The sequence below is a fragment of the Streptomyces atratus genome (assembly GCF_014648655.1).
GTDB classification, from domain to species: domain Bacteria; phylum Actinomycetota; class Actinomycetes; order Streptomycetales; family Streptomycetaceae; genus Streptomyces; species Streptomyces atratus.
The window spans coordinates 140,790-158,167 of the sequence record NZ_BMRN01000016.1; the positions used below are offsets into that span (position 1 = coordinate 140,790).

Here is a 17,378-nt window from a genome sequence, read left to right on the forward strand (position 1 = left end):
CGACTCCGGACGGCAGCTCTCCACCTGCTCCGACAGCGCCCGGCCCGGTGGCCGCAGACCTGTGGGTCCGCAGCCACCGGGCCGGCGATCCGTCTCGACTCCCGCCGGTTCAGTTGCCGCTCCACCAGCGCGAAACGGCCCGCCACAGCCTCGCCGGTGCGGTTTCGCTGCGCTGCTGCGGGATTCGGCCGGCGGCGGACTGCCCGGCGGACGTGCCCCCGGACTCGTCGGTCACCGTCGCGGTGGACGTAACGCCAGGCACACCAGGCACGCCCATCGCACCCGTCGAGGCAGGCGCCGGTGCCGCACCGGGAGGGCGGCCGGGTGTGGGGGCGGTGCGCCGGACCGTGGGCTGCACCTCCCGGTCCTGGCGCGGCAGGTTCGGCTTCCCCATGGACGGCGGTTCCTTGTCGTCCTGCGGCTCACGCGCGGCGAAGTCCGCCGGAAGCTCCACCAGGTGCCGGCCCAGGATGTTCCCGATCCAGCTCAGCTCGCTCTCGTCGACGGCGAGTTCGAGGTCGGGGAGCCGCATGAGCAGGGCGTCGACACCGACGTCCGCGATGGCGCGTCCGATGTCCTGCCCCGGGCATTCATGGGGGCCGCCGCTGAAAGCGAGGTGGGCGCGATTGCCTTCCATGTCGGCATTGAGGTCGGGCCGCACCACCGGATCGGTGTTGGCCGGTGCGATGCCGACGATGAGGGCGTCGCCCGCCTTGATCTGCTGCCCGCCCAGTTCGGTGTCGCCGACCGCCCAGCGGCCGAAGACCGCGGTGAACGGCGGTTCGTCCCACAGGATCTGCTCGACCGCTTCGGGCACCGTCATATGACCGCCGCTGAGCCTGGCCCGGAAGCGGGGGTCGGTGAGCACCATGCGCAGGACGTTGGCGATCAGGTTGGCGGTCGCTTCGTAGGAGGCGATGAGGATCAGCCGCAGATGCTCGCTGACCTCCCGGTCGTTCATTCCTGCCGGATGGTCGACGAGCCAGGTGGCGAAGTCGTCCGCGGGTTCGCGCCGGCGGCGTTGGACGAGCCGGGTCAGCACGTCAAGGACGTAGGCGTTGCTCGCGATCGCGGTCGCCGTGCCGCGGGTCATGTCGCGGGCGGCCCGGACCATCCGGTCGTTGTACTCCTCGGGCATGCCGAGGATCGCGCACATCACCATCATCGGCAGCCGCTCGGCGAACTGGCTGACCAGGTCGACACGGCCTTCCTGGCAGAAGTCGTTGACGAGCCGGTTGCTGTAGCGGTTGACATGGCGGCGCACCCCGCGGGTGTCGATGCGGCCCATGCTGTCGGTGACCGCGCCGCGCTGGCGTTCATGGGTGGCGCCGTCGGCGAAGACACAGACCGGCTGCCAGGTGAAGATCGGGGCCAGTGGGTGGTCCGGGGCGACGGTGCCGTCCTGAAGGGCCCGCCATCGCCGGGAGTCGCGGGAGAACTGCGAGGGGGTACGGGTCATGTGCAGGTTCTCGCTGTGCCCGAGTACCAGCCAGACGGGTACGTCTCCGTGCAGCAGTACGGGGGCCACGCTGCCGTGTTCGGCGCGCAGCTTGTCGTACAGCCCGTGGGGGTCCCGCTCGGCCTCCGGGCCGTAGAGTCGACGCAGTCCGCCGGGACCGGTACCGAGGCCGTGGGCCGGGCACTCGGGGGGCGGAACCGGCCCCTGGGCCGCTCCGGGCTCGTAGTGGAATGGGGTTGTCACGATCGCTCCAGGGATCAGGATTCCAAGGACCAGACGGATGGGACGCGCGGGGGGTGTGTGTACTGCTGTCAGGCGAGCGGGAGGGCCAGACTGTGCAGATAGCGCATCAGCGTCATCAGTACGTCGCGGCTGGAGGCACGCAGTCGGGCGTCGCAGTCGATCACCGGGACCTCTTCGGGGAGGTCCAGAGCGGCACGCAGCGCCTCGGCGGGGTGTTTCGGGGCGTCGGGGAAGGTGTTGACGGCGACGACGAACGGCACGCCGCGCTCCTCCAGCCGTCCGATGACGTCGAAGCTGACTTCGAGGCGGCGGGTGTCGATGAGGACCACCGCGCCGAGGGCGCCTTCGAACAGGCCGTTCCACAGGAACCAGAACCGTTCCTGGCCCGGGGTGCCGAACAGATAGAGGATCAGTTCCTCACTGATGGAGATCCGGCCGAAGTCCATGGCGACGGTGGTGGCGGTCTTGCTCTCCACCCCGAAGTTGTCATCCACGCCGACTCCGGCCTGAGTCATGGTCTCTTCGGTGGTCAACGGCCGGATCTCGCTGACGGATCCGACCATGGTCGTCTTGCCGACCCCGAACCCTCCGACGATCACGACCTTCACCGCGGCTGTCGCCGTGGTGGGGAGGACGTCCTCGCGCCGGGGGCCGGTGATCGTGTCAGAGCTTCTGAAGTCCATGCATCACCGCTTCGAGAAGGGACCTGTCCGGGAGAGTGGCGCGGACGATGGGCGCGCGCGATTCGATGAGTTCGGTCGCGAGGAGTTCCGTGAGGAGCGATGTCACCACGCTGAAGGGCAGTCCGAGGTACGCCGAGATCTCGGCGACGGATAAAGGCGCCTGACAGAGCCGCAGGATCACCGCCTGCTCGGGCTGGACCGTCGGCGTCGGCTGGGCCTTCGCGACGACCATGGTGACCAGGTCGAGCGGCGCCCGCTCGCTGCCGTCGGGATCGCCGGTGATCACGTACAGCCGTTCCGGGTCGCTCAGTGCCGGGTCGGCCTTCCGGCGTTCTCGTCGGGGAGAATTCATCCGGCCTGCCCGTCATGGCGCGGCGGGCTCGTCAGGTGGGCACCGATCCTGGCGACCATGTCACGCATCCGCGACCCGACGAGCCCCGCGTCGACCGTCTCACCGGCAAGGACCGCGAGGTACGCGCCGGTTCCGGCGGCCATCAAGTAGAAGAAACCGCCGGTGACTTCGATGACGACGAGGCGCATGAGGCCGTCGCTGTACGGGATTTCGGAGGCGACGGCGGCGGCCAGGCTCTGCAGCCCCGCGCAGGCCGCCGCGAGGCGGTCGGCGACATCGGGGTCGCCGCCGTGCCGGGCGATGCGCAGACCGTCGGCGGAGAGCACCACGATCTGGTGGATGTCCGGCACGTCGTCTGCCAGTTCCTTGAGCATCCAGTCCATATTTCCCCGCTGCTGGATCACTTCAGGTCTCCCTTGTCCCAGGCATCGTCAGAGTCTTCGTCGGTCTTCGGCTCCTGCGGCACACCGTTGACGGCGTTGGTGAAGGCCTCCAGCCAGAGTCCGGGGGGCTGCGCCTTGCCGCTGTCGTTCCCCTGGCCGCGGCCGCCGGTGTGGCCGTTGCGCTGTCCTGCGGTGGAGTCGACGGCCTGCGCGGGGAGGTTGTGCGAGCCCAGAGGGGCGCGGCCGCGGCTGCGGCGTTGCGGGAGACCGTCCGCGGTCCACTCGGTCACCACGGGGACGTCGTCCTCCATGGCGGTCGCGGGGACGGCCGGCCGGGTGACGGGTGCGACCGGTCCGGTGACGGGGCGCTGGGCCACGGGGCGGGGCTTGCGGCGTGCCGGCACGACGTGCTTCATGGCCTCCTGGTCGATGTCGCTGGTGGGCCTCGATGTGGCGCCGATACCGTGGGCGATGCCGGGAGCGGGTCCGGTGGTGATCATGGCGCGGGGCACGATGAGTACGGCGCGGACACCGCCGTACGCGGACTGCCGCAGCGAGACCTGGAGGTCGTACATCCGCGAGAGTCGTCCGACGACTGCCATGCCGAGTCGCGGGGACTCGCCGAGGTCGTTCATGTTGGAGCCGGCCTGGGCCCTGGCGAGCATGTTCTCGGCCCGCGCGCGGGCCTCCTCGCTGAGCGAGACGCCGCCGTCCTCGATCTCGATGGCGATGCCGGTCTGCACCTCGACGGCGGTGACGTGCACCCGGGTCTGCGGCGGCGAGTAGCGGGTGGCGTTGTCGAGGAGTTCGGCGCAGGCGTGGATGAGCGGTTCGACGGCCGTGCCGATGATGGCGACCTTGGCGATCGAGTGCAGATCGACGCGCGGGTACTCCAGGATGCGGGACATGGCGCCGCGCAGCACGCTGAACAGCGGTACGGGCTTGGGCCATTGGCGACTGGGGCGGGCGCCGCCGAGTACCGCGATGGAGTCGGCGAGACGGCCGATCAGCGCGGTGCCGTGGTCGATGCGGAGCAGGTCGTCGAAGACGTCGGGGTTGCGCCCGTGGTGCTCCTCCATCTCCCGCAGTTCACTCGCCTGGCGGTGGACGATCGCCTGGACGCGCCGGGCGACGTTGACGAAGGCGCGCTGCGCGGAGTCACGCATCGCCTCTTCGTTGTCGATGATGTTCAGCACCGTGTAGACGAGGGTGCGCTGGGCGTCGGGCAGGTCGCGGTACAACTCGTCCGCGTCGACGACGTCCCGGAGCACCTCTTCGGGTGAATTGCCCACGCGTAGCCGGTGGATGGCGGCCGGCAGGAGCTCCTTGCTGATCCGCACGGTCTCGTCGTCGTGTGTGGCGATGCGCCGCTCCAGGTCGACGAAGCGCCGTTCGTACACCGCACGCTGGGTGCGCAGATCGCGTGCCCGGCGGGCGAGTTGAAGGGTGAGTGCGGCGACCACGACGGTGGCGAGCGCGCCGCACCAGACGACTGGTATCCGCGCGGCCGCGGAAACCAGTGTCACCGCGGCGGCGGTGGCACCACCCATCAGGAGCACGGGCAGCAACATGGCGCGAACGACGGGGGTTTCTCGTTCGATCGGCGGTGATTCAACACGAACCATCTAAAACCTCTGGCGGTTGATTCTGGAGGTATACGCGCTTGCAGGACACTCGGGAACAAGCGATCGAATTCATATCAACTCGACTTCGCTGCGCGTGAGCTTAGTCAGATCGGAACAGTGCTTCGGCACATTCACCCAACCCCCTGCGCGAGCACTCCCGCGGTAATACACTCACGAGTTTTCGCACGCACCGCCTCCGCACGTACACAAGGAGTTACGAGTGAGGGGAATTCGCAAGGCGGAGCACTCGTCGTACTTCACATGGGGACAGTCACAGAGGTGCCCGGAAGGCCGATTCGAGCACTCTCACGGAAGGAGCACGGTGGATGGAGAAGTAACCGAACGACTCGATCCCAGGACCGATCCATTCCGTACCGCAGTGAGGGACGCTGGCACATGTGATCGAAGCGGATCGAAAGGAGCACGTTCATGACTGAAGGACGGGTGCACGGCAAGGTCGCCATGGCGACGGGCGGTGCGGTCGGTATCGCTGCGGAGATCTGCCGCGTCCTCACCGCACAGCTGATCCTGGCCGTGCATCCACGGATGAACAGGCACCCGGAGCAGGCCTTCTGAGGGCCTGTTCCGGGGCCCGGCATCTCTCACTGGTCCCAGAGGCCGGTGCTGTGGGCGTCCACCAGGGCGACGATGCGGGCGAGGACGTCGTCGGCGGACTGTGGATCGTGCCGGCGTCCGTCGCGCAGGCGCAGGGCGACATGGTCATCGGCGGCTTCCCTGGCACCGATGACGGCTTGGTAGGGCACCAGGCGGGCTTCCCGGATGCGGGCCCCCAGAGTGCCGCGTTCCGGTCCGGCGATCTCGGCCCGCAGCCCGAGACCGGTGCACCGCCGGGCGAGCGCCTCGGCATTCGGCAGTTCGGCTTCGGAGACCGGGAGGATCGCCAACTGGGTGGGGGCGAGCCAGGCGGGGAAGGCCCCGCCGTGTTCCTCGATGAGGTGGGCGACGGCTCGCTCCACGCTGCCGATGATGCTGCGGTGGATCATGACCGGCCGGTGCTTCGCGCCGTCCGGGCCGATGTAGTGCAGGTCGAACCGGGCCGGCTGGTGGAAGTCGACCTGGACGGTGGACAGGGTGGACTCCCTGCCCGCACTGTCGGCGACCTGGACATCGATCTTCGGGCCGTAGAACGCGGCCTCTCCCTCGGCCGCCTCGTAGGGCAGGCCGGAGCGGTCGAGGACCTCGGCCAGCAGGGCGGTGGACCGCTGCCACATCTCGGGGGCGGCGACGTACTTCCCGCCGGGTCCCGGGAGGGATAGCCGGTAGCGGGCCGGGCGGACGCCCAGCGCCCGGTACGCCCGGCGGATCAGCTCCAGCGCCGCCTGCACCTCCTCGGCCACCTGGTCCAGGGTGCAGAAGATGTGCGCGTCGTTCAGCTGGATGGCCCTCACACGGGTCAGTCCGCCGAGCACTCCGGAGAGTTCGGAGCGGTACATGCCGCCCAGCTCCGCCATGCGCAGCGGCAGTTCGCGGTAGCTGTGGGAGCGGGAGCGGTAGATGACCGCGTGGTGCGGACACAGGCTGGGCCGCAGCACGACCTGCTCCCCACTCAGGTCCATCGGCGGGAACATGTCGTCGCTGTAGTGCGACCAGTGCCCGGAGATCTCGTACAGCTCCCGCTTGCCGAGCACCGGCGAGTACACGTGCCGGTAGCCCGCCCGCCGTTCGGCGGTGCGGATGTACTCCTCCAGGGTGTGGCGCACGACTGCGCCGTCGGGCAGCCAGTACGGCAGTCCCGCGCCGATCAGCGGGTCGGTGTCGAACAGGTCCAGCTCACGGCCGAGCTTGCGGTGGTCGTGCATGACGGTCTCCTCGCGATCGTCGGACGAGTGACCGCAGCCGGAAGCCCCGGGGCACTCGCCCCGGGGCTTCGGACTGAACAGCTGTCAGCGCGCCGGGACACTCTCCGGCGTCGTCGTCATGGCAGCGCGCTTCATACGGCGGACGTTAGCAGCGACGTACCGATGTCCGCGCGGGATTTGTTTCCGGCGCCGGCGGCCCTGCGGTGCTGCCCGGTCCTCCGGTGCTGCCGGTCCCGACCGCGGGCCAACCCGGTGGAGTCCCGGCCCCCGGTTCAGCGCCGGGCGCCGCCGATGCGTCCCTCCAGCTGCACCAGCAACTCGCTGAGCTGGGTGCTGAGCCGGGTACGGGAATGTTCGTCGAGACCGGACAGCACCATGCGTTCGTACGCCAGTTGCCGGGGCAGCAGCCGGTCGACCAGGTCGCGGCCCTCCTCGGTGAGGCGGACATGGGCGACGCGGCGGTCGCGGGCGTCGCTGCGGCGGTCGACGAGCCCACGCTCCTGAAGGACGCGCAGACGCTTCGTGACGGCGGCGCCGGAGGAGAACGTCTCCCTGGCCAGCTCACCGGGGGTGAGTTCGCGGTCGGTACGGCGTACGGCACCGAGCAGGTCGAACTCGGCGCGGGTCAGGCCGGCGGCGCGCAGCGGGGCGTCCTCCGCCTGCTGGAGCAGGGCCGCACAGCGGTTGATACGGCCGATGAGCTCCATCGGTCCGGTGTCCAGCTCCGGGTTGACGGCCTGCCACTGCCGCACCACCGAGGCGACGATGTCGTCGGTCACACCGCTCCGTTCTCCTGGGCGGGGGCGATCAGCCCCTGCCGTGTTGCTGTCGCGGCGAGCGTACGGTGTCCGGCCTGCTCGGCCGCGAGGACCTGCTCCTGGGGCAGGGCGCGCTGCCACCATTCGCCCGCTGCGGTGTCGTCGGCCTCGCGCAGCTCGACGAGCGAGCCGGTCAGCCTGCGGCGCGCGGCGTCGAGAGCGGCGGGCGTGGGCTGCGGGGCGGCAAGCGCGTGTACGGCGTGGGCGCGGGCCCGGTCGGTGGCGGCCAGGGCCTTTTCGAGGCGTCCGGCGGCCCGGCGGTTGGTCACCAGCATGGCGGCGAGGATGCCCACCCCGGCGCCGATCACAGTGTCCAGGACCCGGTCGCCGATGAGCTCACCGGCCGGGTGGGTGCCGCCGAACTCCAGGACCAGCAGGGCCATCGGCGTGACGGCGATGGAGCCGAGCCAGTAGTTGCGGGTGATCAGGGCCTCGGCCGCGAAGCCGAAGAACAGGCAGAAGCCGATGAGGGCCAGCGGTCCGGTGCGGCTGACCGGGAGGACGGCGGCGAAGACGAGGACGCCGAGCAGATTGCCGAGGGTCCGCTGAAGGGCTCGGTTCCAGGACAATGTCACGTTGGCCTGGTACAGGGAGGCGGCCGTGACGATCGCCCAGTAGGGCCGTCCGACGCCGGCCGCCTGGGAGACATATCCGGCCAGGGCACAGCCGATGAGCACACGGGCGCCGATGGGGAGCAGCGGGGAGCCGGGGGCGAGGCTGCGCAGCAGTGCGCGGCGGGCGTCGCGGCGGCTTCGTGTGCGCCGGGCGGCCCGTTCGGCGTCGATGCCGAACAACTCATCGGACGTGCCGGGGGCGGGCGGCGGAGTGGGGACGGGTCCACGGGCACGGGTCTGCCGGGCCCAGGCGCGGAGCCGCTCGGGGTCGGAGGCGGGGGCAGCGGCGGGAGCGATCGGGGAGGCGTCGTGGGCGCCCCCGGCGAGGGCGGCCTCGGCGTGGACGACGAGACGTTCGAGAGCCCGGCGTACGGGGGTGGGGCGTCCGGCGGAGAGCAGCGCCTGCCAGGCCGCGTGCACGGCCGCGACCGCGCCGCGCCGGGTGCGGTGGCCGGGGGCTGTGACGTAGGCCGCGGCCGCGTCGAGTGCGCGGGCGGTCGCCCGGCGCTCCGGGCCCTCCCTGCGGATCACCGCGGGGCCGACCGTGACCAGCCAGGAGATCACGCCCGCGGCCAGGGTCAGCGCGAGGTGGCCGGGTACCTGGCCGAGGTGCTGCGGGGCAAAGAGTGCGGCCGAGGTGATGAACGTGAAGATCACCGGCCCCGGCGGGCCGATGCGGGTGGCGTCGCAGAGCATCTTCTGTCCGGCGGCGAGCAGCGCGCCCACCGCGATCAGCACGGCGGTCGATCCCGTGAGCGAGGCCGCGACGAGGGATATCGCCATGCCGATGACCATGGAGACGACGACCCCCGCGACGGCGCGGGCGCGGCGGGCGTACGGCAGGTTGTGGCCGTACAGCGCACAGAGCGAGCCGGCCATCGTGTACATCACGAGGTCGAGCCGGTCGATGGCGAACAGCAGCAGATCCGGTACCGCGGTGGCGACGACCACACTCAGCGCCGGCTTGAACCACATGTCCGAGGGCCGGGCGAGGCGCAGGGGGGCGACCAGCGGGAGTCTGCGGACCGAGGGCTGCCGGGATCGAATGGTTGTATCGCTCACCCAAATACTTTAACAGGTATTACACCCGTAAAACATTTTCTTCGGTGACGAGGCCGCGGCGCCGACGGCCGCCCCCTGCGCGAACCCATAGCGTTCAACTGCACGAGGACAGACAGGCACGTGTCTATGCACCCACGGAGGAATCCGAATGAAGCTCACCAAACCGGTGCCCAGCGGTCCCTGCTGGATCGAGCTGAGCACCCCCGACATCCCGGCTGCCAAGTCGTTCTACGCGGCGCTCTTCGGCTGGCGCTCCGAGACCGATCCGCGTGAGGAGGCGGGCGGCTACACCATGGCGCACCTCAAAGATGCGCGAGTGGCCGCACTGAGTCCGGTCTACCAGCCGGGACAGCCGCCCGCCTGGACGGTCTCGTTCGCCAGCGAGGACGCGGACGCCACGGTCGAGAAGGTGAAGTCGGCGGGCGGCTCGCTCCTGGTCGGCCCGATGGACGTGTTCGACCAGGGCAGGTTCGCGGTGGTCGCGGATCCGTCCGGTGCGGTGTTCTCGCTGTGGCAGGGCCGCGCCTTCGCCGGCGCCGAGCGGCTGAACGACCCGGGCACGCTCGGCTGGGTCGAACTCATCACCCGGGAGGCCGACCAGTCGCTCGCTTTCTACCCCGCGGTCTTCGGATGGACGGTGAACACCGCTTCGGAGAGCTACACGCAGTGGGGCGTGGCCGGCGAGGACTTCGGCGGCATGCTGATCATGGACGACAGGTTCCCGCCGGAGGCGCCACCCAACTGGCTGCCGTACTTCGCCGTGACGGACGTCGACGTGGCGGCGGCCACCGCGCAGGGGGCGGGCGGCGAACTGCTGATGCCCCCGACGAGCGTTCCGGACGGACCTCGGATCGCGGTGGTCCGGGATCCGCAGGGCGCGGTGTTCGGTATCCACCGGGCGGGCGGCGAGGGCTAGGGCCCCCTCGTCGGAGCCGGACGCCGGGCGGGGCCGGATGCCGACGCGCAATCGGACGGTACGGGCCCTGCCGCCGGGCGGTGTCCCGTACCACTCCCGTACCACTCCGTCGCCGTTCCGGCAGGTGACACGCTTTTGGAGTCGCTGGACGCCGAGCACCGGGCCACACTGATCGCGACACCCACGGACCCGCGTACCCACCGGTTCGGCATCCGCCTGCGGGGGACGGCGAACGGTCTTCCTGGAGTTCAGTTGATGTACGAGAGCGATGTCGGACTGCTCGCCCCCGGGTGGGCCGGCTCACCCGCCGAGACGGCCACCGGCGACAGCGCCTTTCTGCAGGCGATGCTCGACGCCGAGGCCGCGCTCACCCGCGCCCAGTCCCTCTGCGGGCTCGCCCCCGCCGAGGCCGGGCGGGCGGTGACCGCGGCGGCCGACGCGAGCCGATTCGATGAGCGGGATGTGGCACTGCGCGCACGTGCGAGCGGCAATCCGGTCACCCCACTGGTCTTCGACCTGGTCGACGCCGTCGAGCAGGACGTCCGGCCGTACGTGCACCGGGGCGCCTCCAGTCAGGACATCCTCGACACGGCCGCCATGCTGATCGCCGCCCGGGCCCTGGCACCCGTGCTCGACGATCTGGCGCGGTCCGCGGAGGCGGTGGCACGGCTCGCACTCGCACATCGCAACACCCCGATGGCCGGCCGTACGCTCACCCAGCACGCCGTGCCGACCACCTTCGGGCTGAAGGCAGCCGGATGGCGTGCGCTGATCCTCGACGCACGGGACCGGCTCTCGGCCGTACGGGAATCGCTTCCCGCGCAACTCGGTGGCGCGGCAGGAACGTTGGCCGCCTTCAATACCTTCGCTCCCATCGGCGAAGCCGAAGTCGCCGACGACGACCGCCGTGGGCTGACCGTGCTCCAGGCATTCGCGAAAGAACTCGGTCTGGCCGAACCGCTCCTGCCATGGCTCAGTCTGCGTACCCCGATCGCCGATCTGGCAGGCGCGCTCGCCTTCACGGCAGGTGCGCTCGGCAAGTTGGCGGCCGATGTGCTCAACCTGTCCCGCACCGAGATCGGTGAGGTCACCGAGGGGAAGGGCGGTGGTTCGTCCACCATGCCGCACAAGGCCAACCCGGTGCGCGCCACGCTGATCGCCGCGGCCGCCCGCCGCGCCCCCGGCCTGGCGGCGACGCTGTACGGCTCGCTCGCAGCCGAGGACGAGCGGCCGGCCGGGTCGTGGCACGCCGAGTGGGAGCCGCTGCGCGAACTGCTGCGGCTCGTCGGCGGGGCCGCGTACGACGCCGCCGAACTCACCGACCAACTGCGCGTCGTCCCGTACGCCATGCGGGAGAATCTCCAGCTCACCGACGGGCTGATCGTCTCGGAACGGCTGGCCGCCGTGTTCGCCGAGCGCATCGGCCGCAAGCGCGCCAAGGAGGTACTGGTGAGCGCCGCCGCACGGGCCCGTGCGGAGACGACGGATCTGGCCGATGTCCTCGGCGATGTGCTGGACGAGGAGCCCGAACTTGCCGGTCTCGATCTTTCCGATCTGACCGAACCCGCCCGGTACACCGGCTGCGCAGGCGCCCTCACCGACCGTGCACTGGACCGCGGATGACCGCACTCGCCGTCCGCTTCCCGGTGGCGCCGCTCATTCGCCACACCGGTCAACGAGAGACGTCGTCTCCACGGATCCGGGCATGGACGTGCATGTCGTGCCAGCCGTCGGCATGCAGATGGCCCCGGCGCCTGGTGCCCTCCAGGGCGAAGCCCGCTTTGGCCGCCACCCGGCAGGACGCCTCGTTCAGCACGGAGTGGACGAGTTCGAGGCGCTCGAACCCGATCTCGTCGAAGGCCCAGCGCGCCAGCACCGAGACGGCTCGTGGCGCGACGCCGCGTCCGCGGGCGGCCGGCAACGTCCAGTAGGCACATTCGGCGTGTCCGATGGCCGGCGTCAGGGAGCGGAGCGCGACCCGGCCGACCACTTCCTCGGCTCCATCGGCCGCGCTCGCGGGGCAAACGACGGCCCAGTGGGCTCCGGTCTCGCAGTACCAGGCGCTCTGCCACTGGTCGATCCAGTCGCGCGCCTCGTCCTCGGAGTCGGCCCGGCGCAGATGCCAGCGCTGGATGACCGGGTCGGCGAAGGCGGCGAGGACGGCCGGTGCGTCCGTGTACCGCCACGGCCGCAGGAGCAGGTGGTCGGTGACGGGCAGAGCGGGTTGTACGGAGTCCGCGAGGCGCCCCGGCGGGATATGGGGCGGCACCAAGTACGGCATGGGCGCATCATCGCACGGGGCGGAACCCGTTCCGGCGGCACACGGGAGCCCCCTTGCGCGGAAGATCGCACACGACAAAGGCCGCGTCCCGCACTTCCACAGCATGCACCCCTCGTTGAAACTTCACACACGTCGTACGATGGCGGTGATGAACAGGCTGAGCGAACGGACGCACCGACGACGGCAGAGCGCCCACGCGTCGGCCGTTCTCGGCTGGCTGTTCGTACTGCTCGCCATGGTCTCGTGCTGTTCGGTCACGGCCCCGGACTCGTCCGCGCACCGGATGGCAGCCCCGGGCTCGGCCTCGCACCAGTCCGGTACCCATACCGCAGCCACCGCCCGGGCCATGACGCCCGTGCATGCCGTGGTCGTACGGACGGTGGTGGCCGATGCCCCTGAGGGCCGGGGCATGGGCAGTTCCTGCCACGGAACCTCCGAGCATGCGACACCCGTCGTACTGCCCGGCCAGAGCGCGCCCGTGGCCCTTCCCGGCGTGACCGCCACAGCTCCCGTCACCCCGCTCACCGGCGCCGCCGCGATCCGCGGCCCGTCCAACGACGCCGTGCGGGAAGTCGACCATCTGCGTCTGCAGGTTCAACGGATCTAGAGGCAGGGCCCGTTCCTCGGGACACCGAGGACGTTCTCCCGCATGCCCTCAGCTCCATCAGTCTTGCTGAACCGAAGGACGACTCTCCATGGCATCCGCCAAGAAGCAGAACACCCCTGCCGCCGCACGCCGCGCCAAGCTGGAGGAGGCCCGCCGTAAGGAACGGGCCCGCGAGCGGCGCAGCCGCATCATCACCCTCACCGCGTCCGTCGCCGTGATCGCCGCGCTCGTCGCGGGCGGCGGCTACCTGATGTCCGCCGCCAACGACAAGGAAGAAGCCGAGGTCGAGGCCAAGTCCTCGCCCGTACAGGGCGAGCGGACCTGGGACAAGCTCTCCCAGAACCATGTCGAGAAGAAGGTCGACTACCCGATGAACCCGCCGGTCGGCGGCGATCACAACCCGGTGTGGATGAACTGCGACGCCGATGTCTACACCAAGGCGATACCGAGGGAGAACGCCGTCCACTCCCTTGAGCACGGCGCGGTCTGGGTCACGTACACGAGCAAGGCGAAGCCTGCCGACATCAAGAAACTGGGCGAGCGGGTCGAGGCAACGCCCTACTCGCTGATGAGCCCGGTCGAGGACCAGGCCGCCCCGCTCCTGCTCAGCGCCTGGGGCAAGCAGGTGACGGTGACGAGTGCCACCGACGCACGCGTGGCGCAGTTCTTCACCAAGTACGTGCAGGGTCCGCAGACCCCGGAGCCGGGCGCGGCCTGCACCGGCGGGGTCGCACAGTGACGTCCGCGGTCCGCTCCTCGCGCCCGATGATGACGGCGGGCGGTGTGGTGCTGCTGCTGGCACTGGGCCTGGTCGCGCTGATGCTCGTACGGCCGTCGTCCTCCGCGGGCTCCGCCGCACCGGCGGCCGCTCCCTCGGACACGTCCGCCGATGTCGGGTTCGCGCGCGACATGTCGATCCACCATCAGCAGGCGGTCGAGATGTCGTTCATCGTGCGGGACCGTACGTCCGACGTGGCGGTACGCCGGCTCGCGTACGACATCATCAACACCCAGGCCAATCAGCGCGGCATGATGCTCGGCTGGCTGGAGATGTGGGGCCGGGCGAAGTCGTCGAGCGCACCTCCCATGGAGTGGATGGGGCATACCGTCACGCCCAGGGGCGACGGTTCGCTGATGCCGGGCATGGCGACCGACACCGAACTCGACGCACTGCGGGCGGCGAAGGGCAAGGACGCCGAGGTGCTGTTCCTGAAGCTGATGGCCGCGCACCACCGCGCTGGTGCGGAGATGGCACAGGCGGCGGCCGACGCGGCCGGAACCGATGAGATCAGAAATCTGGCGACGGGCATGGTCCGGGGCCAGCAGTCCGAGATCGCACTCATGGCGGACATGCTCAAGGAGCGCGGTTCGACGGCCTGAGCGCCGTACGTTCCGACGGCCCGTGCGCGCGCACGGGTTCACCTTCACCGGCGGCCCGTTCGCGGCGGGTTCCTTCTCCCGCGAACGGGCCGCCCCCGGCGATGAGACGGCGAACGGCCTCAGGACTTGCCGGTCGCACAAGCTCACCGGCTCACCGGACTGATCGCACAAGGGATCGCATAGGCTCGGATCCAACATGAAGAGCAACCTCACACCGCTGGGGCCCAAGGCCGACAAGGACACTGTGCGCCGCAGCAACCTCAGTCTGGTGCTGCGGGCCGTCCGCGACGAGGGCGAGGCGACCAGGGCCGGGGTCGCCGCGCGGGTGGGGCTGACCCGGGCCGCGGTGTCCTCGCTCGTCGAGCAACTCATCGACATCGGGTTCCTCACCGAGTCCGGCAAGACCTTCAGCGGGCAGGCGGGGCGCCCCGGGACCGCGCTCAAAGTGGCGCGCACGGGGCCTGCCGGGCTCGGCGTGGAGGTCAACATCGACTATGTGTCGGTATGTGTCGTCGATCTGGCGGGCACCGGCCGGGTACGGCTCACCGAGCACCTCGACAACCGCGGCGCGCCGCCCGGGGAGGTGCTGGCGCGGGCGGCCGGGATCGCGGCGCGCACCCTGGAGTCGGCCCGCGAGCAGGAACTGTTCCCGGTCGGGGTGGCGCTCGCCCTGCCCGGTCTGGTCTCCGGCGGTACGGTGCGCCAGGCGCCCAACCTGGGCTGGAATCAGGTTCCGGCCGAGGAACTCTTCGCCGCTTCGCTCGCCGCCGAGCAACCCGGTCACGAGGCGCTGCCGGTGAGTTCGGAGAACGAGGCCAATCTGGCGGCGCTCGCCGAGCTCTGGTTCGGCGGACTCGGCACGGTCCGCAGTTTCCTCTATCTGACGGGCGAGATCGGCGTCGGTGGTGCCCTGGTCATCGACGGTGAACTCCTGCGCGGGGCGCACGGGTTCGCCGGGGAGATCGGGCATGTGGTGGTGGACGCGGAGGGACCGCAGTGCCGGTGCGGCTCGCGCGGCTGTCTGGAGCAGTACGCGGGACAGGCGGCGCTGTTGCGGGCCGCCGGGATCCAGGAGTCCGGCAGCGGCTCCGGAGTGGCCGAGCTGGAACGGCGCGCCCGGGCTGGCGACGAGCAGGCGGTGGCCGCTGTCGCGGAGGCCGGCCGGATGCTGGGGCGAGTGCTGTCCGGGACGGTGAATCTGCTGGACCCGGACGCGGTGGTGCTCGGCGGGATATACCGGAACCTGATGCCGTGGCTGTCACCGCCCGCCGACGAGGAGCTGACCGGCCGGGTGGTGTCCGGGCTCTGGGCTCCCGGGAGCGGCCGTCTGCGCGCCTCGTCCGTGGCGGGTGACGCTGCGCGGGGCGCTGCGGCGCTGGTGATGACGGGGGTACTGGCCGACCCGGTGGCGTACGCGGACGGCCGGGAAACCGGCTGATCCGCCCCACCGGGTACAGGCCGGACCGTCGCCCGCTCCACGCGAACGCGAAAGGGGGTGGGGCCGGACACACGGTGTCCGGCCCCACCCCCGGGGCCCCGCGTCGCTGCGGGCCGGGATCAGCGGACCCCGAGCAGGTGGTCCATCGCCAGCTGGTCCAGGGCCTCGAACGCCATGCCCCGTTCCGCCGCCGCGTTCACGTCGAACTCCTCGAACGCCGACCGGTCGGCCAGCAGCCCGGCCACACCGTCCTCGGCGGTGGGGCGGGCCAGCTCGTCGAGCCGGGACGCGCGCAGCGCCTCCTGCACGGCGGGGTCGGCGCGGAAGGCGGCGGCGCGCTCCTTGAGGATCAGGTAGTTGCGCATGCAGCCCTCGGCCGAGGCCCAGACACCGTCGTAGTCCTCGGTCCGCGGCGGCTTGAAGTCGAAGTGCCGCGGGCCCCGGTAACCGGCCGTCTCCAGCAGGTCGACGAGCCAGAACGCCTGGCGCAGGTCACCCGCGCCGAAGCGCAGGTCCTGGTCGTACTTGATGCCGGACTGACCGTTCAGGTCGATGTGGAAGAGCTTGCCCGCCCAGAGTGCCTGCGCGATGCCGTGGGGGAAGTTCAGCCCGGCCATCTGCTCGTGCCCGGTCTCCGGGTTGACGCCGACCAGCTCCGGGCGCTCCAGACGCTCGATGAAGGCGAGGGCGTGACCGATGGTCGGCAGCAGGATGTCGCCGCGCGGCTCGTTCGGCTTGGGCTCGATGGCGAACTTCAGGTCGTACCCCTGCTCGGTGACGTAGTCGCCGAGCAGGTCGAAGGCTTCCTTCATACGGTCGAGGGCGACCCGGATGTCCTTGGCGGCGCCGGACTCGGAACCCTCGCGGCCACCCCAGGCCACATAGGTGGTGGCGCCGAGCTCGACGGCGAGGTCGATGTTGCGCAGCGTCTTGCGCAGGGCGTAGCGGCGCACGTCCCGGTCGTTGGCGGTGAACGCGCCGTCCTTGAACACCGGATGGGTGAAAAGGTTCGTCGTCGCCATGGGAACGACGAGTCCGGCCGCGTCCAGCGCCTGCCGGAACCTCTTCACGATCCCTTCGCGCTCGGTGTCCGTCGAGCCGAACGGGATCAGGTCGTCGTCGTGGAAAGTCACACCGTACGCACCGAGCTCCGCGAGCCGCTGCACGGAGTCGACCGGGTCGATCGCTGTGCGGGTCGCATCGCCGAAGGGGTCGCGCCCCTGCCAGCCCACCGTCCACAGTCCGAAGGTGAACTTGTCGTCGGGCGTGGGCGTGAAGCGTTCCGTCATCGTCTGGCCGCCTTCAGTGCTGTCGGGTTCCATGACCGGTCGAGGTGGCCGAACCCTATTTGTTTACTGTCATGACTAATCATGCACCGAGCACGTCCGGCACGTACACCCTCCGCAACCGGAAATCCGGAGAGATCACTGAGCCTTTTCCAACCTCATGTTGAGGCGTGATGGAGGACGGGGACGGCATGGACGATTGCTGTGATGCGGTTGGTGCTGCAGCGGGGCTTCCGCAGGAGGCGCCAGCCCTTGAGTGTGGCAATGGCTCGCTCTCCGAGGCAGCGGATCTTGGTGTGTGCGCTGCTGTGCCGGCGTTGCCACCGCTTGAGGTGACGGCTGAGGAAGGGTACCCGGATGGTGCTGCCGGCGCCCTGGTACGCCTTGTCGGCCCAGCACTTGAGGCCGTCC

Annotated in this window: 19 protein-coding genes; 8 read left to right on the forward strand and 11 right to left on the reverse strand. The window is 70.4% G+C overall.

What is annotated here, in order from left to right:
• Positions 1-109: 109 nt before the first annotated feature.
• The 5 genes from IEZ15_RS24890 to IEZ15_RS24910 all read right to left on the reverse strand — a co-directional run bounded on the left by IEZ15_RS24890 (position 110) and on the right by IEZ15_RS24910 (position 4,745).
• On the reverse strand, positions 110-1,702 hold the full coding sequence (locus IEZ15_RS24890; protein WP_189279428.1) for a cytochrome P450: 1,593 nt from the start codon (positions 1,700-1,702) through the stop codon (positions 110-112).
• A 68-nt stretch (positions 1,703-1,770) separates the two neighbouring features.
• Positions 1,771-2,385, reverse strand: a complete 615-nt coding sequence (locus IEZ15_RS24895) for a GTP-binding protein (protein ID WP_114247744.1) — start codon at positions 2,383-2,385, stop codon at positions 1,771-1,773.
• Positions 2,366-2,737 carry a DUF742 domain-containing protein gene (locus IEZ15_RS24900; protein WP_189279429.1) on the reverse strand — a complete coding sequence of 124 codons (372 nt, stop codon included), beginning with the start codon at positions 2,735-2,737 and terminating at the stop codon, positions 2,366-2,368. The genes IEZ15_RS24895 and IEZ15_RS24900 overlap by 20 nt, the downstream gene beginning before the upstream one ends.
• Complete coding sequence (locus tag IEZ15_RS24905) at positions 2,734-3,141, reverse strand: roadblock/LC7 domain-containing protein (protein WP_114247742.1); 408 nt, start codon at positions 3,139-3,141, stop codon at positions 2,734-2,736. The genes IEZ15_RS24900 and IEZ15_RS24905 overlap by 4 nt, the downstream gene beginning before the upstream one ends.
• A complete protein-coding gene (locus tag IEZ15_RS24910; RefSeq protein WP_189279430.1) occupies positions 3,138-4,745 on the reverse strand; it encodes a sensor histidine kinase in 1,608 nt (535 codons plus the stop codon). The genes IEZ15_RS24905 and IEZ15_RS24910 overlap by 4 nt, the downstream gene beginning before the upstream one ends.
• A gap of 429 nt (positions 4,746-5,174) precedes the next feature.
• Between IEZ15_RS24910 and IEZ15_RS24915 the strand changes: the two genes are divergently transcribed.
• Positions 5,175-5,321: a hypothetical protein gene (locus tag IEZ15_RS24915; protein ID WP_189279431.1), complete on the forward strand. Its 147-nt coding sequence runs from the start codon at positions 5,175-5,177 to the stop codon at positions 5,319-5,321.
• A 26-nt stretch (positions 5,322-5,347) separates the two neighbouring features.
• On the opposite strand, the gene thrS is transcribed toward IEZ15_RS24915, so the two are convergent.
• From thrS to IEZ15_RS24930, 3 genes are all read right to left on the reverse strand, one after another.
• A complete protein-coding gene (gene thrS, locus IEZ15_RS24920) occupies positions 5,348-6,646 on the reverse strand; it encodes a threonine--tRNA ligase (protein WP_308427438.1) in 1,299 nt (432 codons plus the stop codon).
• 191 nt (positions 6,647-6,837) lie between these two features.
• The gene (locus IEZ15_RS24925; protein ID WP_114247739.1) at positions 6,838-7,344 is read right to left on the reverse strand and encodes a MarR family winged helix-turn-helix transcriptional regulator; all 507 of its coding nucleotides are present in this window, start codon (positions 7,342-7,344) and stop codon (positions 6,838-6,840) included.
• Entirely contained in the window at positions 7,341-9,059 is a 1,719-nt protein-coding gene (locus tag IEZ15_RS24930) for an FUSC family protein (protein WP_189279433.1), read from the reverse strand. Before IEZ15_RS24930 ends, IEZ15_RS24925 begins: the two co-directional genes overlap by 4 nt.
• Positions 9,060-9,207: 148 nt before the next feature.
• Between IEZ15_RS24930 and IEZ15_RS24935 the strand changes: the two genes are divergently transcribed.
• Positions 9,208-9,975 carry a VOC family protein gene (locus IEZ15_RS24935; RefSeq protein WP_114247737.1) on the forward strand — a complete coding sequence of 256 codons (768 nt, stop codon included), beginning with the start codon at positions 9,208-9,210 and terminating at the stop codon, positions 9,973-9,975.
• A 255-nt stretch (positions 9,976-10,230) separates the two neighbouring features.
• On the forward strand, positions 10,231-11,598 hold the full coding sequence (pcaB, locus tag IEZ15_RS24940; protein WP_114247736.1) for a 3-carboxy-cis,cis-muconate cycloisomerase: 1,368 nt from the start codon (positions 10,231-10,233) through the stop codon (positions 11,596-11,598).
• 49 nt (positions 11,599-11,647) lie between these two features.
• On the opposite strand, the gene IEZ15_RS24945 is transcribed toward pcaB, so the two are convergent.
• Positions 11,648-12,256 carry a GNAT family N-acetyltransferase gene (locus IEZ15_RS24945; protein ID WP_189279434.1) on the reverse strand — a complete coding sequence of 203 codons (609 nt, stop codon included), beginning with the start codon at positions 12,254-12,256 and terminating at the stop codon, positions 11,648-11,650.
• 148 nt (positions 12,257-12,404) lie between these two features.
• On the opposite strand from IEZ15_RS24945, the gene IEZ15_RS24950 reads away from it, so the two are divergent.
• The 5 genes from IEZ15_RS24950 to IEZ15_RS24970 all read left to right on the forward strand — a co-directional run bounded on the left by IEZ15_RS24950 (position 12,405) and on the right by IEZ15_RS24970 (position 15,681).
• Complete coding sequence (locus IEZ15_RS24950; protein WP_189279435.1) at positions 12,405-12,863, forward strand: hypothetical protein; 459 nt, start codon at positions 12,405-12,407, stop codon at positions 12,861-12,863.
• An 88-nt stretch (positions 12,864-12,951) separates the two neighbouring features.
• Positions 12,952-13,602: a thioredoxin-like domain-containing protein gene (locus tag IEZ15_RS24955; protein ID WP_114247732.1), complete on the forward strand. Its 651-nt coding sequence runs from the start codon at positions 12,952-12,954 to the stop codon at positions 13,600-13,602.
• Positions 13,599-14,243 carry a DUF305 domain-containing protein gene (locus IEZ15_RS24960; RefSeq protein ID WP_189279436.1) on the forward strand — a complete coding sequence of 215 codons (645 nt, stop codon included), beginning with the start codon at positions 13,599-13,601 and terminating at the stop codon, positions 14,241-14,243. Before IEZ15_RS24955 ends, IEZ15_RS24960 begins: the two co-directional genes overlap by 4 nt.
• Before the next feature lie 22 nt (positions 14,244-14,265).
• Positions 14,266-14,406 carry a hypothetical protein gene (locus tag IEZ15_RS24965; RefSeq protein WP_157987214.1) on the forward strand — a complete coding sequence of 47 codons (141 nt, stop codon included), beginning with the start codon at positions 14,266-14,268 and terminating at the stop codon, positions 14,404-14,406.
• A 33-nt stretch (positions 14,407-14,439) separates the two neighbouring features.
• Positions 14,440-15,681 carry an ROK family protein gene (locus tag IEZ15_RS24970; protein ID WP_189279437.1) on the forward strand — a complete coding sequence of 414 codons (1,242 nt, stop codon included), beginning with the start codon at positions 14,440-14,442 and terminating at the stop codon, positions 15,679-15,681.
• 119 nt (positions 15,682-15,800) lie between these two features.
• Here the strand turns inward: IEZ15_RS24970 and xylA are convergent, their stop codons facing one another.
• Together xylA and IEZ15_RS24980 are read right to left on the reverse strand one after the other, a co-directional pair.
• The gene (gene xylA / locus IEZ15_RS24975; protein WP_189279438.1) at positions 15,801-16,970 is read right to left on the reverse strand and encodes a xylose isomerase; all 1,170 of its coding nucleotides are present in this window, start codon (positions 16,968-16,970) and stop codon (positions 15,801-15,803) included.
• A gap of 155 nt (positions 16,971-17,125) precedes the next feature.
• On the reverse strand, positions 17,126-17,378 hold a 253-nt coding region (locus tag IEZ15_RS24980), incomplete at its 5' end, for a transposase family protein (protein WP_308427437.1).